Raw genomic sequence first — 19,240 nt, 5'->3', positions numbered from 1 at the left:
CATTTCGTATGTATTTCAACGTGGGGTCGCTGAACGATTTGCCTTCTTCATCCGTCATACCAATCCTTGAGCTAGTGTAGGAATCATCTACCACTCAGCCCTGCGATTAGTCCCAGACCGCCTATTCATGTTTAACTTGAACGTTCGTTCAAGTTAAACCCGGTGGTTCGCTGCCCGCTCACAACAGGAGGCTTACCTTTGCTGAGTCCGTTATTTACAGCCATATCCCGCAACCTTGAGGTGCATCGTTCATGAGTGCATCGTCCACCCCTTCCAGCGGCATGGTGCGCATGAATGCGCCCGTTTTCTACTTTGCCGCCACCTTCATCCTGCTGTTTGGCATCACGGTTATCGCTATCCCGCAACAGGCCGGAGCCTGGCTGCTGGCGGCGCAAAACTGGGCGGCCAATACGGTCGGCTGGTACTACATGCTGGCGATGACCCTGTATCTGGTCTTCGTGGTGGTCACCGCGCTATCGGGCTACGGCAAGATAAAACTCGGTGCCGACCACGACGAGCCCGAATTCAGTTACCTGTCCTGGGCCGGCATGTTGTTCGCCGCCGGGATCAGCATCACGCTGTTCTTCTTCTGCGTCTCGGAGCCGTTGACACACCTGGTGCAGCCGCCCCAGGGCGAAGCGATGAACGCTGATGCAGCGCGCCAGGCCATGCAGGTGCTGTTCCTGCACTGGGGCCTGCATGGCTGGGGTGTGTTCGCGTTCGTGGGCATGGCCCTGGCGTATTTCGCCTACCGGCATAACCTGCCGCTGGCATTGCGTTCGGCGCTGTACCCGCTGATCGGCAAGCGCATCAATGGCCCTATCGGTTATGCGGTGGATGGCTTCGGTATCATCGCGACGGTGTTCGGCCTGGGCGCTGACATGGGTTTTGGCGTGTTGCACCTCAATTCCGGCCTGGACTACCTGTTTGGCATTGCTCACACCCAGTGGATCCAGGTGGGCCTGATCACGTTGATGATGGGCGCGGCGATCATTGTTGCGGTAGCCGGCGTCGACAAGGGCGTACGGGTGATGTCCGACATCAACATGCTGCTGGCCTGTGCGCTGTTGCTGTTTGTGTTATTCGCCGGGCCTACCCAGCACCTGCTCAACACCTTGATCCAGAACATCGGGGACTACCTGGGCGCGCTGCCGACCAAGAGTTTCGATGTGTACGCCTACGATAAGCCAAGCGACTGGCTGGGCGGCTGGACAGTGTTCTACTGGGCCTGGTGGATCGCATGGTCGCCGTTCGTAGGTCTGTTTATTGCGCGTATCTCCCGTGGCCGCACCATCCGCGAATTCGTGTTTGGCGTGCTGCTGATTCCGCTGGGCTTTACCCTGGCGTGGATGTCGATCTTCGGTAACAGCGCCATCGACCAAGTGCTCAACCATGGTATGGCCGCGCTGGGCCAGTCGGCCATCGATGACCCGTCGATGAGCCTCTACCTGCTGCTGGAAACCTACCCGTGGAGCAAGACGGTGATTGCGGTCACGGTGTTTATCAGCTTTGTGTTCTTTGTGACCTCGGCGGACTCAGGCACGGTGGTGCTGTCCACCCTGTCGTCCAAAGGCGGCAACGCTGATGAAGACGGGCCGAAGTGGCTGCGGGTGTTCTGGGGTGCGATGACAGCGCTGGTGACCAGTGCCCTGCTGTTCGCCGGCAGTATCGACTCGCTCAAATCGGCGGTGGTGCTGACCTCGCTGCCGTTCTCGCTGATTCTGCTGCTGATGATGTGGGGGCTGCACAAGGCGTTTTACCTGGAGTCGCAAAAGCAGATCGCGCAGTTGCATTCCCTGGCGCCAATATCGGCTTCACGCAAAGGCCGTGGCGGCTGGCGCCAGCGCTTGAGCCAGGCCGTGCATTTCCCGTCACGTGATGAGGTGTATCGCTTCCTTGAATCGACGGTGCGCCCGGCGATCGAAGAAGTGACGGCGGTGTTTGTCGAGAAGGGCCTGAATGTAGTCACTCAGCCGGACCCGTCCAACGACAGCGTCAGCCTGGAAATCGGCCATGGCGAGGAGCACCCATTCATCTACCAGGTGCAGATGCGCGGCTACTTCACGCCGTCGTTTGCCCGCGGTGGCATGGGTTCCAAAGAGATCAACAACCGCCGTTACTATCGTGCGGAGGTGCACTTGAGTGAGGGCAGCCAGGACTATGACCTGGTGGGCTATACCAAGGAGCAGATCATCAACGACATCCTCGACCAGTACGAGCGCCATCTGCAGTTCCTGCATTTGGTGCGCTGATACCGTTCCTCTCAAGTAGGTCTTTGCTGTAAAAGGAAGAGGCAGACTTAAGCGATTCAGCGGGTTAAAAGGCTTGGGAATAACCTTATTCCCGGGCCTTTCAACCCTCAGTCCAGAGAGGATTCGATGACGTACATTGCTGCCGAAAACCGCTATGAATCTATTCCCTATCGCCGCGTAGGCCGCAGTGGATTGGTGCTGCCGGCACTGTCCCTGGGGCTGTGGCACAACTTTGGCGACAGCACCCCGATCGACACCCAGCGCGCTTTGCTGCGCACGGCGTTCGACCTGGGTATCAACCACTTCGACCTGGCCAACAACTACGGCCCGCCCTATGGCAGCGCCGAGATCAACTTCGGTCGGTTGCTGCGTGAAGACTTCAAGCACTACCGCGACGAATTGATCATCTCCAGCAAAGCCGGTTGGGACATGTGGCCCGGCCCCTACGGCCAGGGCGGTGGCTCGCGCAAATACATCCTGGCGAGCCTGGACCAGAGCCTGCAACGCCTGGGCGTCGACTACGTGGATATTTTCTACTCCCACCGTTTTGACCCCGACACGCCCCTGGAAGAAACCGCCAGCGCCCTCGCCACCGCTGTGCAACAAGGCAAGGCGTTGTACATCGGTATATCGTCCTATTCCGGGGTGAAAACCCGCGAAATCGCAGCCTTGCTCAAAGAGTGGAAAGTGCCGCTGTTGATTCACCAACCGGCTTACAACCTGCTCAACCGCTGGGTGGAAAAGGACCTGCTCGACACCACCGAAGAACTTGGCGCTGGGGTGATCGCCTTCACGCCGCTGGCCCAGGGTTTGCTCACCGACAAGTACCTCAATGGCATACCGGCCGATGCACGGGTCAATCGTCCGGGTGGTGGTTCGTTGCAGGCCCAACACCTGTCCGAAGCCAACATCGCTCATGTGCGCGGCTTGAATGAAATCGCCCAGCGTCGCGGCCAGAGCCTCGCGCAATTGGCGCTGGCCTGGACCCTGCGTGATCCACGGGTGACCAGCGCGCTGATCGGCGCGAGCCGGCCGGAGCAGATCATCGAGAACGTCGGGGCGTTGCAGAACTTGAGCTTCAGTGCTGAGGAACTGGCGCAGATTGATCGGTTTGCGCAGGAAGGCGGGATCAACTTGTGGGAAAAGCCATCCACTGCTGAATAACTGACACAACTGGGTCAAAAATGTGGGAGGGGCGGTGCGACGATTCGACTTGCTCCCGATAGCAGTGGGTCAGCTACGGATGAGCTGACTGAACCACCGCCATCGGGAGCAAGTCGAATCGTCGCACCGCCCCTCCCACATTTGGTTTTCGGTGTGGCGACTAGAACGGCACATCCCCAAGAATCGTAGCCCGGTGCATCACCCGCCGCTGTGGCCGGTAGTCATCCACGGCGTAATGCTGGGTCACGCGGTTATCCCAGAACGCCACGTCATTCTCTTGCCAGCGCCAGCGGATGGTGAATTCCGGGCGGGTGGCGTGGGCGAACAGCAGCTTGAGAATGGCCTCGCTTTCGGCCGCTTCCAGTTCATTGATTCGGGTGGTGAAACCGTCGCTGACGAACAGCGATTTACGCCCACTTACCGGATGCGTGCGCACGACTGGGTGCGATAGCGGCGGGTTTTTCTTGCGAGTTGCCTCCCAGCGCACCAGGTCCTCGGCGGTGTTGCCAAAACGCTCAAGCGGGAACGACTTGGTGAAGTCGTGTGTGGCGGTGAGGCCATCGAGCAAGCGCTTTAGCGGTTCAGACAGTGCTTCATAAGCCGCAATCCCACTGGCCCACAAGGTATCGCCGCCAAACGCCGGCAGCAGCTTGGCGCTGAGCACAGCGCCCAGGGCAGGCGTGGGCAGAAAGGTCACGTCGGTGTGCCAAACGGCGTTGTCACGCACGTCGGTGACCGCGGTGTCGAGGATCAGCACTTCGGGCTGTTCCGGCACGTTGGGGTAGATCGGGTGGATGTGCAGGTCGCCAAAATTGGCCGCGAACCGTGCCTGTTGTTGCGGGGTGATTGGCTGATCACGGAAGAACAGCACCGAATAGTCGAGCAACGCCTGTTCAATGGCGTCGCGCTGTTCAGGGGCCAGCGGCTGAGTGATGTCGACGCCACTGATCTGGGCGCCCAGGGCGGTACTTAATGGGGTAACGGTCAGGCTGCTCATTGTAGATTCTTCACTCAGTGTGCCTGGCCATGCCAGGGCACTAATTTACGCTGCAAGGCGCGCAGGCCCATTTCCATGGCGAAGGCGATCAGGGCGATCACCAGGATCCCCAGCACCACCACATCGGTGACCAGAAATTGCGCCGCCGACTGCACCATGAAACCCAGGCCGCTGGTGGCGGCAATCAACTCGGCGGCCACCAGGGTCGACCAGCCCACGCCCAGGCCGATACGCACACCGGTGAGGATATCGGGCAGGGCGCTGGGCAGGATCACATGGCGAATCAGTTGCGCACGGGTGGCGCCCAACGACTGCGCGGCCCGCAGCTTGGCCGGGTCGACGGTGCGCACCCCGGTTGCGGTGGCGATGGCGATCGGGGCGAAAATCGCCAAGTAAATCAGCAGCACCTTGGACAGCTCGCCAATGCCGCACCAGATCACGATCAGCGGCAGGTAGGCCAGCGGCGGAATCGGCCGGTAGAACTCGATCAACGGATCGAAAATGCCTCGGGCAATGCGGTTGGCACCGATGGCAATCCCCACCGGCACGGCAGTCAGCACTGCAAAACCCAGGCCCAGGCCGATGCGGCTCAGGCTCGCGCCCAGGTGCTGCCACAAGGTGGAATCCATGTAGCCGGTGGTCGCCAGCAGCCAGCCTTTTTGCAACACGGCGGACGGGGGCGGCAGGAACAAAGGTTCGATCAAACCGGTGGCGGTCACCCCCCACCACAGGGCAAGCAAAGCGACCAGGGTCAGTGCGCTGATCCAGCGTGTGCTCAGGCTGCGGCGTAACGGGATAACGGCGGGTGCCACCGGCTTGCTGGCGGTGGCGGGAAGTTCGTAGCTGCTCATGCGTACACCTGCCGTTGGGAGAACACTTTGCCCAGCACGTGCTCGCGGGTTTCGATAAAGCGCGGGTCGGACTTGATTGCGCGGGCTGATTCACCGGCAGCGTAACGTTGGCCGAAATCCAGCTGCAGGCGTTCGACGATCTGGCCGGGGTTGGGCGCCAGCAGGATCAGGTCCGTGGCCAGGAACACCGCTTCTTCAATGTCATGGGTAATCAGGAACACCGGCTTGGCCGTGCGCCGCCACACTTGCAGCAGCAACTCCTGCATTTGTTCGCGGGTGAAGGCGTCCAGCGCACCGAAGGGCTCGTCCATCAGTAATACGCGAGGGTCGGCCGCCAGGGCGCGGGCGAGGCCAACGCGTTGCTTCTGGCCGCCGGAGAGTTGCCAGATGCGCCGGCTGTCGAAACCGGCCAGGTCCACCAGAGCGAGCATTTCGCGGGCGCGTACTTCACGCTGCGCCTTGGGCACGCCGGCCAGTTCCAGGCCGAAGGCGACGTTGGCCAGCACGTCCTGCCAGGGCAGCAGGGCGTCGTCCTGGAACACCACACCGCGTTCGGCGCTGGGCCCTTTGACCGGCACACCGTCGAGGGTAATCCGCCCGGCAGAAGGCTCGACGAAACCGGCAATCAGGTTCAACAGCGATGTCTTGCCACTGCCGGAGGGGCCCAGGGCGACCAGCAATTGCTGGGGCCCAAGGTCCAGGGAAATATCGGACAGTACCGGTTCCGGGGCGCCTGGGTACTGTGCGCTGATGCGCTCCAGCTGTAGCAAGGCCATCGCGATGAACTCCTTGGATCAGTTAGAAATGAACTTGGCGCTGACGTAAGGGGCGTAGTCGGGCAGTACGGCATCGACCTTGCCTTGTTCCTTGAGGAACACAGCAGTGTCGGTGACTGCCTTGGTGGTCGGCGCGCCCAGCAGGGTCACCTGGTCAGCGGCCAGCGGGTAGACGTTGCCTTGCAGCAGCAAGGGAATATCGCTGGCCTTGGCGCCGGAGAGTTTCACCAGCTTATCGACGTTGCCGGTGTCGGCGAGCCAGGCTTGTGGGTCTTTGCGGTAGGCTGCGTAGGCATCCAGGGTGACCTTGGCGAAGGCGGTGACGATGTCCGGGTGCTTCTCGGCAAAATCCTTGCGCACGATCCAGGCATCGAATGTTGGCGCGCCGAACTTGGCCAGTTCGCCGGAGGTGATCAGCACCTTGCCGTTTTCCTTGGCTACGCCCAGAGCCGGGTCCCACACGTAGGTGGCATCGATATCACCGCGCTTCCACGCGGCGATGATGGCCGGAGGCGCCAGGTTGAGAATGGTGACTTTGGCCGGGTCGATGTTCCAGTGTTTCAGCGCGGCAAGCAGGCTGTAGTGGCCGGTGGAGACGAAGGGCACGGCGATCTTTTTGCCGATCAGGTCCTGCGGGCTGTTGATCCCCGATCCGTTGCGCGCCACCAGGGCTTCGGCCCCGCCGATCTGGGTGGCGACGAGGAAGGTTTCTACTGGGACTTTGCGGGTTACCGCGGCAGTCAGCGGGCTGGAACCGAGGTAGCCGATCTGCACGTCGCCGGAGGCAATGGCGGCGATGATGTCGGCGCCATTGTCGAATTTGCGCCAGTCGATTTTGGCGTTGGTAGCTTTTTCATAGGCCCCGTCAGCCTGGGCGACTTTGGCCGGGTCGACGGTGGTCTGGTAAGCGATAGTCACGTCCGCCGCCTGGGCAAACAGACTGGCACCGGCCAGGGACAACGCGGCCAGCAAGCGCAGAGGGGTCAGCAGTTTCAAGGGGAAGCTCCTCAATCAGGCGGCCGAGAGTCGGCGTGTGAGGAGACTAAATGATCTAAGAACTCGAAAATAAATAACCTTTTCGAATTAGCTTATGAGTAGAAAGGTTGAAGCAAATGTTTGTACCGGTGATGACCAAATGTGGGAGGGGGCTTGCTCCCGATTGCTGAGTATCAGTCACTGCATCTGTTGACGGACCCACTGCTATCGGGAGCAAGCCCCCTCCCACATTTGAACTGAGTACAGCTCCAGCTAGTTGCTGATGGCCAGAATGCTGGCCTGGTACGACCCGACAAACACGTCAAAATCGCCCACTTCGTTCTGCTCCAGTTCCGCCTGCTGTGCCAGTGATGTGCGGGCCAGCTCTTCGAAGCGCGCCTGCTCTTGGGCAGCCAACGGCTCACGGCGGAAGTACTCGGCATGGACCTCGCTCTGATGCAGAGAGAACTGCGCAAAGCTCTCCTTGCGTTCAGCCATGGCCGCCAACACCTGGGCCGACGGCGTCAGGGACGGGTCCTTGACCTTGGCCAGTTGGGCATCCAGCGCTTCGCTGTGTTCGGTCATGCCCTGGCTCTCGTCGAGCAAGGCAGCCAACGGTGCAATCTTCTCCAGCAACTGCGCAGCCCATTCCTTCATGTCCACCGGCTGGCCGTCACGTTGCAATTGCAGGCCCGGACGCCGACCTTCCTTGACCACGCTGAGGAAGTTGGAGGTGGCGTTGCCGCACTCGTTGTTGGCGAACAGCGGGCTGTCGTTCAGCGTGCAATACAGCAGGAATGCGTCGAGGAATCGCGACTCCGGCAAGTCGATCCCCATCGGCAGGAACGGGTTGATATCCAGGCAGCGTACTTCGATGTACTGGATACCGCGGGCCATCAGCGCCTGGATCGGCCGCTCGCCGGTGTAGGTCACACGCTTGGGGCGGATATTGGAGTAGTACTCGTTTTCGATCTGCAGGATGTTGGTGTTGAGCTGCACCCACTCGCCATCCTTGTGCGTGCCGACTTCAACATACGGCGCGTAGGGCGTTGCCACCGCTTCGCGCAGGCTGTCGGTGTAGCTGGCCAGGTCGTTGTAGCAAGGCGTCAGGCCAGCCTGGGCGTTGCTCTGGTAACCCAGGTCGCTCATGCGCAGGCTCGTGGCGTAGGGCAGGTACAGGGTGTCGGCATCCAGGACTTCAAGCTGGTGCGAGCGGCCGCGCAGGAAACCGGCGTCCAGGGCTGGCGAGGCACCAAAGAGGTACATCAACAGCCAGCTGTAGCGACGGAAATTACGGATCAGCGCGATATAGGCCGTGGACTGATAGTCACGGTCGGTACCGACAAAGCCTTCGGCTTCCTTGAGCAACGGCCACAGCTGTTCCGGCAGCGAGAAGTTGTAGTGGATGCCGGCAATGCACTGCATGGTCTTGCCGTAGCGCAGGGCCAGGCCCTTGCGGTACACATACTTGAGCTGGCCGATATTGGAGGTGCCGTAGTAGGCGATCGGAATATCTTCCTCGGCCGGTAACGGGCACGGCATCGAGGGGCTCCACAGGTATTCGCTGCCCAGCTTGGAGTAGGCAAAGCGATGGATCTTGTCCAGGCTGCCCAGGGTCTCGGCCGGGTTGGGCAGGGCTGGGGTGATGAACTCCAGCAGCGATTCCGAATAGTCAGTGGTGATCTGTTCGTTGGTCAACGCAGCGCCCAGGGCTTCAGGGTGCGGCGTTTGCGCCAGGCGACCCTCGCTGGTGACGCGCAGGCATTCGCGCTCGATGCCGTGCAAGCACTGCTCTAGCAGGGAGAGGTGTTCGCGCTTGCCGAGCAGGGCCAGGCGGCGGTTGAGAAGTTCGCTCAAGTTGGATTCCTTCACGCGTCAGTCGCCCCAATATGGGGGTGGGCAGGACGGTCTACAAGGGTGAAGTGGAAACTGGCGTGATCGCCTGGTTCTGAGTCGATTTGACCCGCTCTGAAAATGCCGACTTCACTCCATGAATTGGGCTACAGCGCAGCGAGAAAATTCCGACGCTGTTATCGCAGCGCCGAAATTAACTCAAATCGAGGGTGGGGAGCTATAGGACAGCGAACGTGCCCTGCGCTTTTGCGACAAGTCTTTCGCCCTGGTACACGTCGGCTTCGACCACCAACGTGCGCCGGCCGGCGTGGACTACCCGGCTGGTGCACAGCACGTCACCGTCTTCGACGGCGCGAATATAGTTGATCTTGCATTCGATGGTGGCGCTCTGCTGGTCGAAACCATGGGCGCTGGAACAGGCCAGGCCCATCGTGATGTCCACCAGGCTGAAAATCGCCCCGCCATGGAGCTTGCCTGCACGGTTGCGCAGGTGCGGCTCCAGGGTCAGGGCCACCTCGGCAACGCCTTCATCCAGGCGTTGCAGGCGGCAGCCGATCAGCTCGCTGAACGCGCTCTGGGTCAAACCCGCCGGGATTTCCATCAACGCTTCTTCAACTGTTTGGCATTGGCGAACAGCGATGCCATGGCGTTGTTGCTCGGCGCGGCAGTCGTAGCGTCCTTGCGCGGCGCGTTGTTCTGCGACTGGCGCGGTGCCGAACCTGGGCGAGCGCCACGAGCACCGTCGATCTTCTCGCCCGGGGTATCGCTCATGCGCATCGACAGGCCCACGCGTTTACGCGGGATATCGACTTCCATGACCTTGACCTTGACCACGTCACCGGCTTTGACCGCTTCACGCGGGTCCTTGATGAACTTCTCCGAAAGCGCGGAGATATGCACCAAACCGTCCTGATGCACGCCAATATCCACGAAGGCGCCAAAGTTGGTCACGTTGGTCACTACACCTTCGAGGATCATGCCCGGTTGCAGGTCCTTGAGGTCTTCGACGCCGTCCTGGAACTCGGCGGTCTTGAACTCGGGACGTGGGTCGCGGCCAGGTTTTTCCAGCTCTTGCAGGATGTCGGTGATGGTCGGCACACCGAAGGTTTCGTCGGTGTACTTCTTTGGATCCAGACGCTTGAGGAAGGCGGCGTCGCCGATCAGCGAGCGGATATCACGGTCGGTCTCGGCGGCAATGCGTTGCACCAGCGGGTAGGCTTCCGGGTGAACCGCCGAGGCGTCGAGCGGGTTATCGCCATTCATCACGCGTAGGAAGCCGGCCGCTTGTTCAAAGGTTTTTTCACCCAGGCGTGCGACTTTTTTCAGCGCAGCACGGGTTTTGAACGCACCATTTTCGTCGCGATGGCTGACGATGTTCTGCGCCAGGGTCGCGTTGAGGCCCGAGATTCGCGCCAGCAGCGCTACTGAAGCGGTGTTCACGTCTACGCCCACGGCGTTTACGCAGTCTTCCACCACCGCATCCAGGCCGCGTGCCAGTTTAAGCTGCGACACGTCGTGCTGGTACTGGCCGACGCCGATGGATTTGGGGTCGATCTTCACCAACTCGGCCAGCGGGTCTTGCAGGCGACGGGCGATGGAGACGGCGCCACGGATCGACACGTCGAGGTCCGGGAACTCCTTGGACGCCAGCTCCGAAGCCGAGTACACCGAAGCACCCGCCTCGGAGACCATGACCTTGGTCATCTTCATGGCCGGGTATTTTTTGATCAGCTCGGCGGCCAGCTTATCGGTTTCGCGGCTGGCAGTGCCGTTGCCGATGGCGATCAGGTCTACCGCGTGCTTGGCGCACAGGGCGGCAAGGATCGCCAGGGTCTGGTCCCACTTGTTGTGCGGTACGTGTGGGTACACGGTGGCGTGGTCCAGCAGCTTGCCGGTGGCATCGACCACAGCGACCTTGCAACCGGTGCGCAGGCCCGGGTCGAGGCCCAGGGTGGCACGCGGGCCGGCCGGTGCGGCCAGCAGCAGGTCGTGCAGGTTGTGGGCGAACACGTTGATCGCTTCGGTTTCGGCGCCGTCGCGCAACTCGCCCAGCAGGTCGGTTTCCAGGTGGGTGTAGAGCTTGACCTTCCAGGTCCAGCGCACGACTTCACCGAGCCACTTGTCCGCAGGGCGATTCTGGTTCTGGATGCCGAATTGTTGACCGATCATGCCTTCGCACGGGTGCATGGTGCCTGGCAGTTCGTCACCGACTTTCAGCGCGGAGCTGAGAATGCCTTCGTTGCGGCCGCGGAAAATCGCCAGGGCGCGGTGGGACGGCATGCTTTTGAGCGGCTCGTCGTGTTCGAAGTAGTCGCGGAATTTGGCGCCTTCCTCCTCTTTGCCGGCGATGACGCGGGCGCTGAGGATGGCTTCCTGCTTCAAGTAGGTACGCAGTTTTTCCAGGAGGCTGGCGTTTTCGGCGAAGCGCTCCATCAGGATGTACTTGGCGCCTTCGAGGGCAGCCTTGACGTCGGCGACGCCTTTTTCCGCGTCGATGAAGCGAGCGGCTTCGGTTTCCGGCGTCAACGATGGGTCGTTGAACAGGCCATCGGCCAAATCGCCCAGGCCGGCTTCCAGGGCGATCTGGCCCTTTGTACGACGTTTCTGTTTGTATGGCAGGTAAAGGTCTTCGAGGCGGGTCTTGGTGTCCGCGAGTTTGATGTCGCGCTCCAGTTGAGGGGTCAACTTGCCCTGTTCCTCGATGCTGGCGAGGATGCTGATACGCCGTTCGTCGAGTTCTCGCAGGTAGCGCAGGCGCTCTTCCAGGTGACGCAGTTGAGTGTCGTCGAGGCTGCCGGTCACTTCTTTTCGGTAACGGGCGATGAAAGGCACCGTGGAGCCTTCATCCAGTAGAGCGACGGCCGCTTCGACCTGTTGTGGGCGTACACCGAGTTCCTCGGCGATGCGGCTGTTGATGCTGTCCATAAAACCACCTGAAATTCTTAAAATCAGCGCGCCGGCCCGTAAAAACAAGGCCCGGCGAGGCTGGTTGAGCGGCCCGACTGGCGCCGCTGCCTGGGTCAAGAGGCTGCCTATTGACCCTCGAAATCGAAAAATTCACGACAAGCGGGTAAAAAAAGCCCGGCAGCAAACGGTAACGATCTGACGTTGCCCTGCACGGAGGCGCCGCATTATAACCAGCGTTCTGCTATTGGGGGGTACTGCGCCGGAGGTTGTAGGGCGTGGGTTCGCTGGCAGTAGATGAAAAATCTGCTAACAATGCACACGGTGCGTATAACGGCAGCTACGCCATAATGCGCGCCGAGATAAGAGGAGCATCCAATGAGCAGCACCGCACAAACTGCTGAAGGCGAAAAAATTCTCATCGTTGATGACGATCCGGGGCTGAGCAGCCTGCTGGAGCGTTTTTTCAACTCCAAGGGCTACCGTGCCCGCGCGGTGCCGAACACCGAGCAAATGGACCGCCTGTTGGGGCGTGAAGTGTTCAACCTGGTCGTGCTCGATCTGATGCTGCCCGGCGAAGACGGCCTTACCGCCTGCAAGCGCCTGCGTGGTGCCAACAACCAGATTCCAATCATCATGCTCACCGCCAAGGGCGATGAGTTGAGCCGCATCAAGGGCCTTGAACTGGGCGCTGATGACTACCTGGCCAAGCCGTTCAACCCTGATGAGCTGATGGCGCGGGTCAAGGCCGTATTGCGTCGCCAGGCACCGGCCGTGCCGGGCGCACCGGGCAGCGAAGACGAAAGCGTCACCTTTGGCGACTACGAACTGTCGTTGGCCACCCGTGAGCTCAAGCGTGGCGAAGAAGTGCACATGCTTACCACCGGCGAATTTGCGGTGCTCAAGGCTCTGGTGATGAACGCCCGTCAGCCGCTGACCCGTGACAAGCTGATGAACCTGGCCCGTGGCCGTGAATGGGACGCCCTGGAGCGCTCCATCGACGTGCAGATTTCCCGACTGCGCCGGATGATTGAGCCGGACCCCTCCAAGCCGCGGTATATCCAGACGGTGTGGGGCGTGGGTTATGTGTTTGTGCCGGATGGCACCGCAACCAAGTGACCGATGATTTGCAGGGGCGGGTATCCGGCGTTTGACTCCATAAGAGTCGACGGGATGCCCGGCGTCTGCAATTCTGCGAGCACCGCTCGTTCCTGCAAGGTGTGCAGCTTTCATCTATGAAAACCCCGCTGTGGTTCCCACAAAGTTTCTTCTCTCGCACCCTTTGGCTGGTGCTTATTGTCGTTCTGTTTTCCAAGGCGCTCACGCTGGTTTATCTGTTGATGAACGAAGACGTGCTGGTGGATCGGCAGTACAGCCACGGTGTGGCCCTGACGTTGCGGGGCTATTGGGCCGTAGACCCTGAGAACCGAGAAAAGGTGGCCAAGGCGTCGACCTTGACTCGGGTTGATGGGGCCGGCGTGCCTGAAGGCGAGCAGCATTGGCCTTACAGCGAGATCTATCAGCGCCAGATGCAGGCCGAACTGGGCGCCGACACCGAGGTGAGGCTGCGCATGCATGTTTCACCGGCGTTATGGGTGCGGGCACCTAGCCTGGGCGATGCCTGGATCAAGGTGCCGCTTTATCCGCACCCGCTGCGCGGGCAGAAAATCTGGAACGTGCTGGGCTGGTTCCTGGCCATCGGCTTGCTTTCAACGGCCTCCGCGTGGATCTTCGTCCGTCAGCTCAACCAACCACTCAAGCGCCTGGTATTTGCCGCTCGCCAATTGGGCCAGGGGCGCAGTGTGCGCCTGCCGGTCAGCGACACGCCCAGTGAGATGACCGAGGTGTACGGCGCGTTCAACCAGATGGCGGAAGACGTCGAGCAGGCCGGGCGCGAGCGCGAGCTGATGCTGGCAGGCGTGTCCCATGACTTGCGTACACCCTTGACACGATTGCGCCTGTCCCTGGAGCTGATGGGGGACCATACCGACCTCACCGATGACATGGTGCGCGATATCGAGGACATGGACGCTATCCTGGACCAGTTCCTGGCCTTCATCCGCGACGGGCGTGATGAAGTGGTTGAGGAGGTGGACCTCACGGACCTCGTGCGTGAGGTGGTTGCGCCCTATAACCAGAACGGTGAGCAGGTGCGCATGCGCCTGGAGCCGATCCAGCCGTTTGCATTGCGCCGGGTCTCGATGAAGCGCCTGCTGAACAACCTGATCGGCAACGCCTTGCATCATGCCGGTTCCGATGTGGAGGTGGCGGCGTATGTCTCCGGTGACAGTGCCGCGCCTTACGTGGTGCTGAGCGTGATGGACCGTGGCACGGGGATCGACCCTGCCGAGCTTGAGGGTATCTTCAACCCGTTCACCCGTGGCGACCGAGCCCGAGGTGGCAAGGGCACCGGGTTGGGGTTGGCGATCGTGCGACGAATCGCCTCGATGCATGGCGGCAATGTCGAGTTGCGTAACCGGGAAGAAGGTGGGTTGGAGGCGCGGGTGCGCTTGCCGCTTGGGCTGATGCTGCCTAGAGATGCGGTCTGACAAACAACAAATATCAAAAATGTGGGAGGGGGTTTGCTCCCGATGGCGGTCTTTCAGTCAAGAAGTTCAGTGACTGTGACACCGCTATCGGGAGCAAGCCCCCTCCCACATTGGTTTCATGTCGGGATTAAAATAGGCTTTTAGCCTTTGCCCTTGGTCCGAGTCATATTCGGCCCACCATTCTTCTCCAAGTGCTGAATGATGATCCCCGCCACGTCCTTGCCGGTGGTGGTCTCGATCCCTTCCAGGCCCGGCGATGAGTTCACTTCCATCACCAGCGGCCCATGATTGGAGCGCAGGATATCCACGCCTGCCACGCTCAAGCCCATCACCTTGGCTGCCCGCAGTGCGGTCATGCGTTCTTCCGGTGTGATCTTGATCAGGCTGGCGCTGCCGCCACGGTGCAGATTGGAGCGGAACTCACCGGGCTTGGCCTGGCGCTTCATCGCCGCGATCACTTTGTCGCCCACCACGAAGCAGCGAATATCCGCGCCGCCGGCTTCCTTGATGTACTCCTGCACCATGATGTTCTGCTTGAGGCCCATGAACGCCTCGATCACCGATTCAGCTGCCGTCGCCGTTTCACACAGCACCACACCGATGCCTTGGGTGCCTTCCAGTACCTTGATCACCAGCGGTGCACCATTGACCATCTCGATCAGGTCAGGGATGTCATCCGGGGAGTGGGCAAAGCCGGTGACCGGCAAGCCGATACCCCGGCGTGACAGCAACTGCAGCGAACGCAGTTTGTCCCGCGAGCGGGCAATGGCCACGGACTCGTTGAGAGGAAACACCCCCATCATTTCAAACTGACGCAACACCGCGCAGCCATAAAACGTCACCGAAGCGCCGATACGCGGGATCACCGCATCAAAGCCTTCCAGGGGTTTGCCCCGGTAGTGGATCTGCGGCTTGTGGCTGGCAATGTTCATGTAGGCACGCAACGTGTCGATCACCACCATTTCATGGCCACGTTCAGTGCCGGCCTCGACCAGGCGGCGGGTGGAATACAGACGCGGGTTTCGCGACAGCACAGCAATCTTCATGCAGCACCTGGGGCAGAAATAGTGGAGACCGGGAACACCGGCTTGTCTTGAACGTACTTGACGCCTGGATTGACGACCAACTGGCCGTCAATCAACGCCTTGGAGCCCAGTAACAGGCGATAACGCATGGCTTTGCGACAGGCGAGGGTGAATTCCACCCGCCATACCCGGTCACCCAGCGCCAGGGTGGTGCTGATCACGTAGCGCACCTGCGCATGGCCGTTGGAGCTCTTGATGGTTTTCATCGTCACCAGGGGCGCTTCGCAGCGACGGTGGCGCAGTTGCACCACGCTGCCCAGGTGCGCGGTAAAGCGCACCCACTTTTCACCGTCGCGCTCAAACGGCTCGATATCGGTGGCATGCAGGCTTGAGGTGCTGGCGCCGGTGTCGATCTTCGCGCGCAGGCCCGCCACTCCCAGGTCGGGAAGTGCCACCCATTCACGCAGACCCACAACGGTCAAATGGTCAAATGTCTTCAATATGGGTACCGGTCAATTTGCCCAGGCTTGAGGAGAAACCTTGGCCAGGGCATTGAATGCAGGTTTGGCGAACCAAAAACCCTGCATCAGAAATATTCCACAGTCGGAGAGGAAATCCCGCTCGCCAGCACTTTCGATGCCTTCGGCGATGACAGTAACTCCCAACTGCTCACAGATTGTGACAATCCCCCGGACGATCACCTGACGGACACGGTCTTGATCGACATCGCGAATCAACGCCATGTCGAGTTTGATCAGGTCGGGTTGGAAATCGGCCAGCAGGTTCAGCCCCGAATAGCCCGCACCGAAGTCGTCGATGGCGGTCTTGAAGCCGAATTCGCGATATTCACGCAGAATATTCGTCAAATGGCGATAGTTATCTACATGCTCGCTTTCCAGTGTCTCGAAAATCAGCCGGTCCAGCGGGAAATTGTGCGCCCGGGCGGCCTCCAGGGTGCTGCGAATACACAGTTCCGGACGGTATACGGCATTGGGCATGAAATTGATGGAAAGGTGAGTCTGCATGCCCAGCGCTGCGGCACCGGCAATGGCCTTGGTTCGGCAGCGCTGGTCGAAGCGGTAGCGATTGGTTTCGTTGACCTGGGCCAGCACCGAGAGCGCGCCTTCTCCCTGGGTACCGCGCACCAAGGCTTCGTTGGCGAATATCGAGTGGTCACGCAGGTCTACGATAGGTTGGTAGGCGAACGCAAAGTCGAACCCCAGAGGCTCGCTTTGCTGGCAACCCACGCACCGCTGGTTGGGCGAGGTGAGTGAAAGGGGGAAGTCGGTCACAGCGTATCCTCGCGAAAACAGGGTGCTACCTGGCGTATCTTAGGTGAGCCTTGGGGTTTATGCGTCGAAGGGTTTCAACGGTAAGGTTGCGACATTTTTCAGAGCGAGGAATTCAAGTGGGTCAAAAACAGGAAGAGGAAGAAAAGGTCCGACTGGACAAGTGGTTGTGGGCCGCGCGGTTCTACAAAACCCGTGCCCTGGCCAAGGCCGCAATCGAAAGCGGGAAGGTTCATCATCGCGGCGAGCGCTGCAAGCCGGGCAAAGAGCCACGTATCGGCGATGAGTTTCAGATTCGTACAGGGTTTGATGAAAAGACCGTCGTGGTGCAGGCGCTTTCTGTCGTGCGCCGTGGGGCACCCGAAGCGCAGGCGCTGTACACCGAGACCGAAGCGAGTATCGCCAAGCGCGAAAACGCAGCGGCCATGCGCAAGGCGGGAGCGACTGGAATGACCACCGATGGCAAGCCAAGCAAGAAGCAGCGCCGCGATCTATTCAAGTTCCGCGGCAGCGGCAACGACGATTGATTACGAATCTCCTGCCGGCAGCAGATCAAAATGTGGGAGGGGGCTTGCTCTCGATAGCAGAGTGTCAGCCAATACACTTGTGACTGAGCCACTGCAAATCGGGAGCAAGCCCCCTCCCACATTTAACCCGCGTATTTAAGGAGCGGTGCGTATGACGCTCAATCGCCCGATCACCGGCAGTTTTCCAAGCAACCCGAACACCGGCGCGGTTACCCGCAACAGGAACCCCGACACCTTCGCCGCAAACGGCGTGTAATACCCCCACCCCAGCGCCAACAGCGCCAGCAGTACGCCACCTATGTAATCGTCCTGACCCCAGTGCGCGCCCGCAACCAGGCGCGGCATCATGAACAGCAGCGCCAGGCCCCAGATCACCAGCACCTGGCCGATACGCTTGGCAAATACGGTCATGAACATCCCCCAGATCAACAGCACCGAGGCATGGTCGCCCGGGAAGCTCTGGCTGGAACGGTCCTTCAACTCCCAGGTTTTCTCCAGTCCCGGGAAAAAATCACTCATCTGAATCGCGCCGCTGATCACCATGGATGGGCTGCTGTGCTGCCAGCCCATATGCGCCGCGAGTTTGGAGAACAACATGCGAATAAACAGCAACAGCAGCAGAATGCCGAGAAAACCAAAAAACGCCTGGCGCACCTGCACGGCCTTGAACACCCAGTCGCCGCGGATCAGCAGCGTCAGCAAAATAACGCCGACCACTGCATCAAACGGCCGCAGACTGGCCACGGCCCACACATGCAGCCAGGTCGAATTGGTGGCTAGCGGGCCATTGAGCAGATGAAACAGCCACTCGTCGAAAATCACACACAGCATCTGGCCCGTGGGCCACAGCCAAAAACACAGCAGTCCGATAGCGAGTAGATTGCAAAGAGCCCATCGCCGGAGGTTCCAGTTGGCTTGGAACAAACCCGGATTGTTCATAAACTGTCCCTCATCGCTCTATTCAGCTCCTTGAATTCAGGAGAAGTCGCACCAAGATGGTGCTAAAGCGTTTAATTTTATAAACCTTGTAATCATTTTGTCATCACTTCAGATACCCAGACCTATGACTGATCTACCGGATACCGACTTCACCCAACGCTTCATCTTCGATGAGAGCGATGCCCGCGGCGAGATGGTGTCGTTGGAGCTCAGCTATGCCGAAGTCCTTGCCAAGCACGCCTATCCGGAGCCGGTCGCGCAATTGCTCGGCGAGCTGATGGCCGCCGCGGCGCTGCTGGTTGGCACCATGAAGTTCGACGGGTTGCTGATCTTGCAGGCCCGTTCCGAAGGGCCGGTGCCCATGTTGATGATCGAGTGCTCCAGCGAGCGCGAAATCCGTGGCCTGGCCCGTTATGAAGCCGACCAGATCGCCGCGGACGCCACCCTGGCCGACCTGATGCCCAATGGCGTCCTGGCACTCACCGTCGACCCGACCGAAGGCCAACGCTACCAGGGCATTGTCGACCTCGATGGCCAAACCCTGTCGGAGTGCTTCACCAACTACTTCGTAATGTCCCAGCAGGTGGGCACCAAGTTCTGGCTTAACGCCGACGGCAAACGTGCCCGTGGTTTGCTGGTGCAACAATTGCCGGCCGACCGCATCAAGGATGAGGATGATCGTGCCGAAAGCTGGCGGCATATCATCGCCTTGGCTGATACGTTGAAGGCCGAAGAACTGCTGGGCCTGGACAACGAAACCATCCTGCACCGCCTTTACCATGAAGAGGCTGTGCGGTTGTTTGACTCGCAAGCCTTGCACTTTCATTGCAGCTGTTCGCGCGAGCGTTCAGGCAACGCCTTGGTCAGCCTGGGCCTGGAAGATGCGCAAAATCTGGTGGTGGAACACGGCGGCCATATCGAGATTGATTGCCAGTTCTGCAACCAGCGCTACCTGTTCGATGCCGCTGATGTAGCCCAATTGTTCGCCGGAGCGGGCATCGACACCCCTTCCGACACCCGCCACTAAAACGTTTAAGCACAGGTAAATCACCTGACAAACGCCGGATTAGAGGTGTTCTGACGGGAGGGCCCTACTCTTTTTGGGCTTTTCTGGCATAATCCGGCCCACTTTTTTCGC

The 19,240-nt window shown here is 60.2% G+C and carries 17 protein-coding genes; 6 read left to right on the top strand and 11 right to left on the bottom strand.

What is annotated here, in order from left to right; genetic code table 11:
* Positions 1 to 290 precede the first annotated feature (290 nt).
* Both betT and mgrA read left to right on the top strand, forming a co-directional pair.
* Positions 291 to 2,252 (top strand): choline transporter BetT, encoded by a 1,962-nt coding sequence (betT, locus tag E4O98_RS15875; protein WP_164366000.1) that lies wholly within the window; start codon positions 291 to 293, stop codon positions 2,250 to 2,252.
* Positions 2,253 to 2,378: 126 nt separating this feature from the next.
* Positions 2,379 to 3,416 (top strand): L-glyceraldehyde 3-phosphate reductase, encoded by a 1,038-nt coding sequence (gene mgrA / locus E4O98_RS15870; protein WP_103733990.1) that lies wholly within the window; start codon positions 2,379 to 2,381, stop codon positions 3,414 to 3,416.
* A 160-nt stretch (positions 3,417 to 3,576) separates the two neighbouring features.
* Here the strand turns inward: mgrA and tauD are convergent, their stop codons facing one another.
* From tauD to E4O98_RS15835, 7 genes are all read right to left on the bottom strand, one after another.
* A complete protein-coding gene (tauD, locus tag E4O98_RS15865) occupies positions 3,577 to 4,413 on the bottom strand; it encodes a taurine dioxygenase (RefSeq protein ID WP_103733989.1) in 837 nt (278 codons plus the stop codon).
* A gap of 14 nt (positions 4,414 to 4,427) precedes the next feature.
* The gene (tauC, locus tag E4O98_RS15860; protein WP_032878413.1) at positions 4,428 to 5,264 is read right to left on the bottom strand and encodes a taurine ABC transporter permease TauC; all 837 of its coding nucleotides are present in this window, start codon (positions 5,262 to 5,264) and stop codon (positions 4,428 to 4,430) included.
* Complete coding sequence (gene tauB, locus E4O98_RS15855) at positions 5,261 to 6,040, bottom strand: taurine ABC transporter ATP-binding subunit (RefSeq protein ID WP_032878412.1); 780 nt, start codon at positions 6,038 to 6,040, stop codon at positions 5,261 to 5,263. The genes tauC and tauB overlap by 4 nt, the downstream gene beginning before the upstream one ends.
* A gap of 18 nt (positions 6,041 to 6,058) precedes the next feature.
* Positions 6,059 to 7,036, bottom strand: coding sequence for a taurine ABC transporter substrate-binding protein (tauA, locus tag E4O98_RS15850; protein ID WP_032878411.1), 978 nt, complete (start codon positions 7,034 to 7,036; stop codon positions 6,059 to 6,061).
* Between the two features lie 252 nt (positions 7,037 to 7,288).
* Entirely contained in the window at positions 7,289 to 8,872 is a 1,584-nt protein-coding gene (gshA, locus tag E4O98_RS15845; RefSeq protein WP_248135698.1) for a glutamate--cysteine ligase, read from the bottom strand.
* 214 nt (positions 8,873 to 9,086) lie between these two features.
* Complete coding sequence (locus E4O98_RS15840) at positions 9,087 to 9,470, bottom strand: PaaI family thioesterase (RefSeq protein ID WP_046070419.1); 384 nt, start codon at positions 9,468 to 9,470, stop codon at positions 9,087 to 9,089.
* Positions 9,470 to 11,794 (bottom strand): Tex family protein, encoded by a 2,325-nt coding sequence (locus tag E4O98_RS15835; protein WP_032878409.1) that lies wholly within the window; start codon positions 11,792 to 11,794, stop codon positions 9,470 to 9,472. Before E4O98_RS15835 ends, E4O98_RS15840 begins: the two co-directional genes overlap by 1 nt.
* Positions 11,795 to 12,151: 357 nt before the next feature.
* On the opposite strand from E4O98_RS15835, the gene ompR reads away from it, so the two are divergent.
* The gene (ompR, locus tag E4O98_RS15830) at positions 12,152 to 12,892 is read left to right on the top strand and encodes a two-component system response regulator OmpR (RefSeq protein ID WP_003187669.1); all 741 of its coding nucleotides are present in this window, start codon (positions 12,152 to 12,154) and stop codon (positions 12,890 to 12,892) included.
* 116 nt (positions 12,893 to 13,008) lie between these two features.
* Entirely contained in the window at positions 13,009 to 14,322 is a 1,314-nt protein-coding gene (locus E4O98_RS15825; RefSeq protein ID WP_005783812.1) for an ATP-binding protein, read from the top strand.
* 140 nt (positions 14,323 to 14,462) lie between these two features.
* Here E4O98_RS15825 and rimK read toward each other — a convergent pair whose 3' ends face one another.
* From rimK to E4O98_RS15810, 3 genes are read right to left on the bottom strand one after another with little or no spacing between them, the layout of a single operon-like run.
* The gene (gene rimK / locus E4O98_RS15820; protein ID WP_003187674.1) at positions 14,463 to 15,368 is read right to left on the bottom strand and encodes a 30S ribosomal protein S6--L-glutamate ligase; all 906 of its coding nucleotides are present in this window, start codon (positions 15,366 to 15,368) and stop codon (positions 14,463 to 14,465) included.
* A complete protein-coding gene (locus E4O98_RS15815; RefSeq protein WP_169986753.1) occupies positions 15,365 to 15,829 on the bottom strand; it encodes an ATP-dependent zinc protease in 465 nt (154 codons plus the stop codon). The genes rimK and E4O98_RS15815 overlap by 4 nt, the downstream gene beginning before the upstream one ends.
* 30 nt (positions 15,830 to 15,859) lie before the next feature.
* A complete protein-coding gene (locus tag E4O98_RS15810) occupies positions 15,860 to 16,639 on the bottom strand; it encodes an EAL domain-containing protein (protein WP_078820035.1) in 780 nt (259 codons plus the stop codon).
* Between the two features lie 116 nt (positions 16,640 to 16,755).
* Between E4O98_RS15810 and E4O98_RS15805 the strand changes: the two genes are divergently transcribed.
* Entirely contained in the window at positions 16,756 to 17,163 is a 408-nt protein-coding gene (locus E4O98_RS15805) for a S4 domain-containing protein (RefSeq protein WP_005783819.1), read from the top strand.
* A 135-nt stretch (positions 17,164 to 17,298) separates the two neighbouring features.
* Here E4O98_RS15805 and E4O98_RS15800 read toward each other — a convergent pair whose 3' ends face one another.
* A complete protein-coding gene (locus E4O98_RS15800; protein WP_032878407.1) occupies positions 17,299 to 18,102 on the bottom strand; it encodes a phosphatase PAP2 family protein in 804 nt (267 codons plus the stop codon).
* 124 nt (positions 18,103 to 18,226) lie between these two features.
* Here E4O98_RS15800 and hslO point away from each other — a divergent pair, with 124 nt between their 5' ends.
* The gene (gene hslO / locus E4O98_RS15795) at positions 18,227 to 19,129 is read left to right on the top strand and encodes an Hsp33 family molecular chaperone HslO (protein WP_005783822.1); all 903 of its coding nucleotides are present in this window, start codon (positions 18,227 to 18,229) and stop codon (positions 19,127 to 19,129) included.
* Positions 19,130 to 19,240 lie beyond the last annotated feature (111 nt).

Origin of the sequence: Pseudomonas sp. W2Jun17, from assembly GCF_023127795.1 — a bacterium.
Taxonomy (GTDB): Bacteria; Pseudomonadota; Gammaproteobacteria; order Pseudomonadales; family Pseudomonadaceae; genus Aquipseudomonas; species Aquipseudomonas synxantha_A.
This window is presented reverse-complemented; position numbering and strand designations above follow the sequence as displayed.

Bases quoted from the DNA above. Each gene is read 5' to 3' on its own strand.
- betT (WP_164366000.1), top strand. From the start codon at position 291: ATGAATGCGCCCGTTTTCTACTTTGCCGCCACCTTCATCCTGCTGTTT.
- mgrA (WP_103733990.1), top strand. From the start codon at position 2,379: ATGACGTACATTGCTGCCGAAAACCGCTATGAATCTATTCCCTATCGC.
- tauD (WP_103733989.1), bottom strand. From the start codon at position 4,413: ATGAGCAGCCTGACCGTTACCCCATTAAGTACCGCCCTGGGCGCCCAG.
- tauC (WP_032878413.1), bottom strand. From the start codon at position 5,264: ATGAGCAGCTACGAACTTCCCGCCACCGCCAGCAAGCCGGTGGCACCC.
- tauB (WP_032878412.1), bottom strand. From the start codon at position 6,040: ATGGCCTTGCTACAGCTGGAGCGCATCAGCGCACAGTACCCAGGCGCC.
- E4O98_RS15840 (WP_046070419.1), bottom strand. From the start codon at position 9,470: ATGGAAATCCCGGCGGGTTTGACCCAGAGCGCGTTCAGCGAGCTGATC.
- E4O98_RS15835 (WP_032878409.1), bottom strand. From the start codon at position 11,794: ATGGACAGCATCAACAGCCGCATCGCCGAGGAACTCGGTGTACGCCCA.
- ompR (WP_003187669.1), top strand. From the start codon at position 12,152: ATGAGCAGCACCGCACAAACTGCTGAAGGCGAAAAAATTCTCATCGTT.
- E4O98_RS15825 (WP_005783812.1), top strand. From the start codon at position 13,009: ATGAAAACCCCGCTGTGGTTCCCACAAAGTTTCTTCTCTCGCACCCTT.
- rimK (WP_003187674.1), bottom strand. From the start codon at position 15,368: ATGAAGATTGCTGTGCTGTCGCGAAACCCGCGTCTGTATTCCACCCGC.
- E4O98_RS15800 (WP_032878407.1), bottom strand. From the start codon at position 18,102: ATGAACAATCCGGGTTTGTTCCAAGCCAACTGGAACCTCCGGCGATGG.
- hslO (WP_005783822.1), top strand. From the start codon at position 18,227: ATGACTGATCTACCGGATACCGACTTCACCCAACGCTTCATCTTCGAT.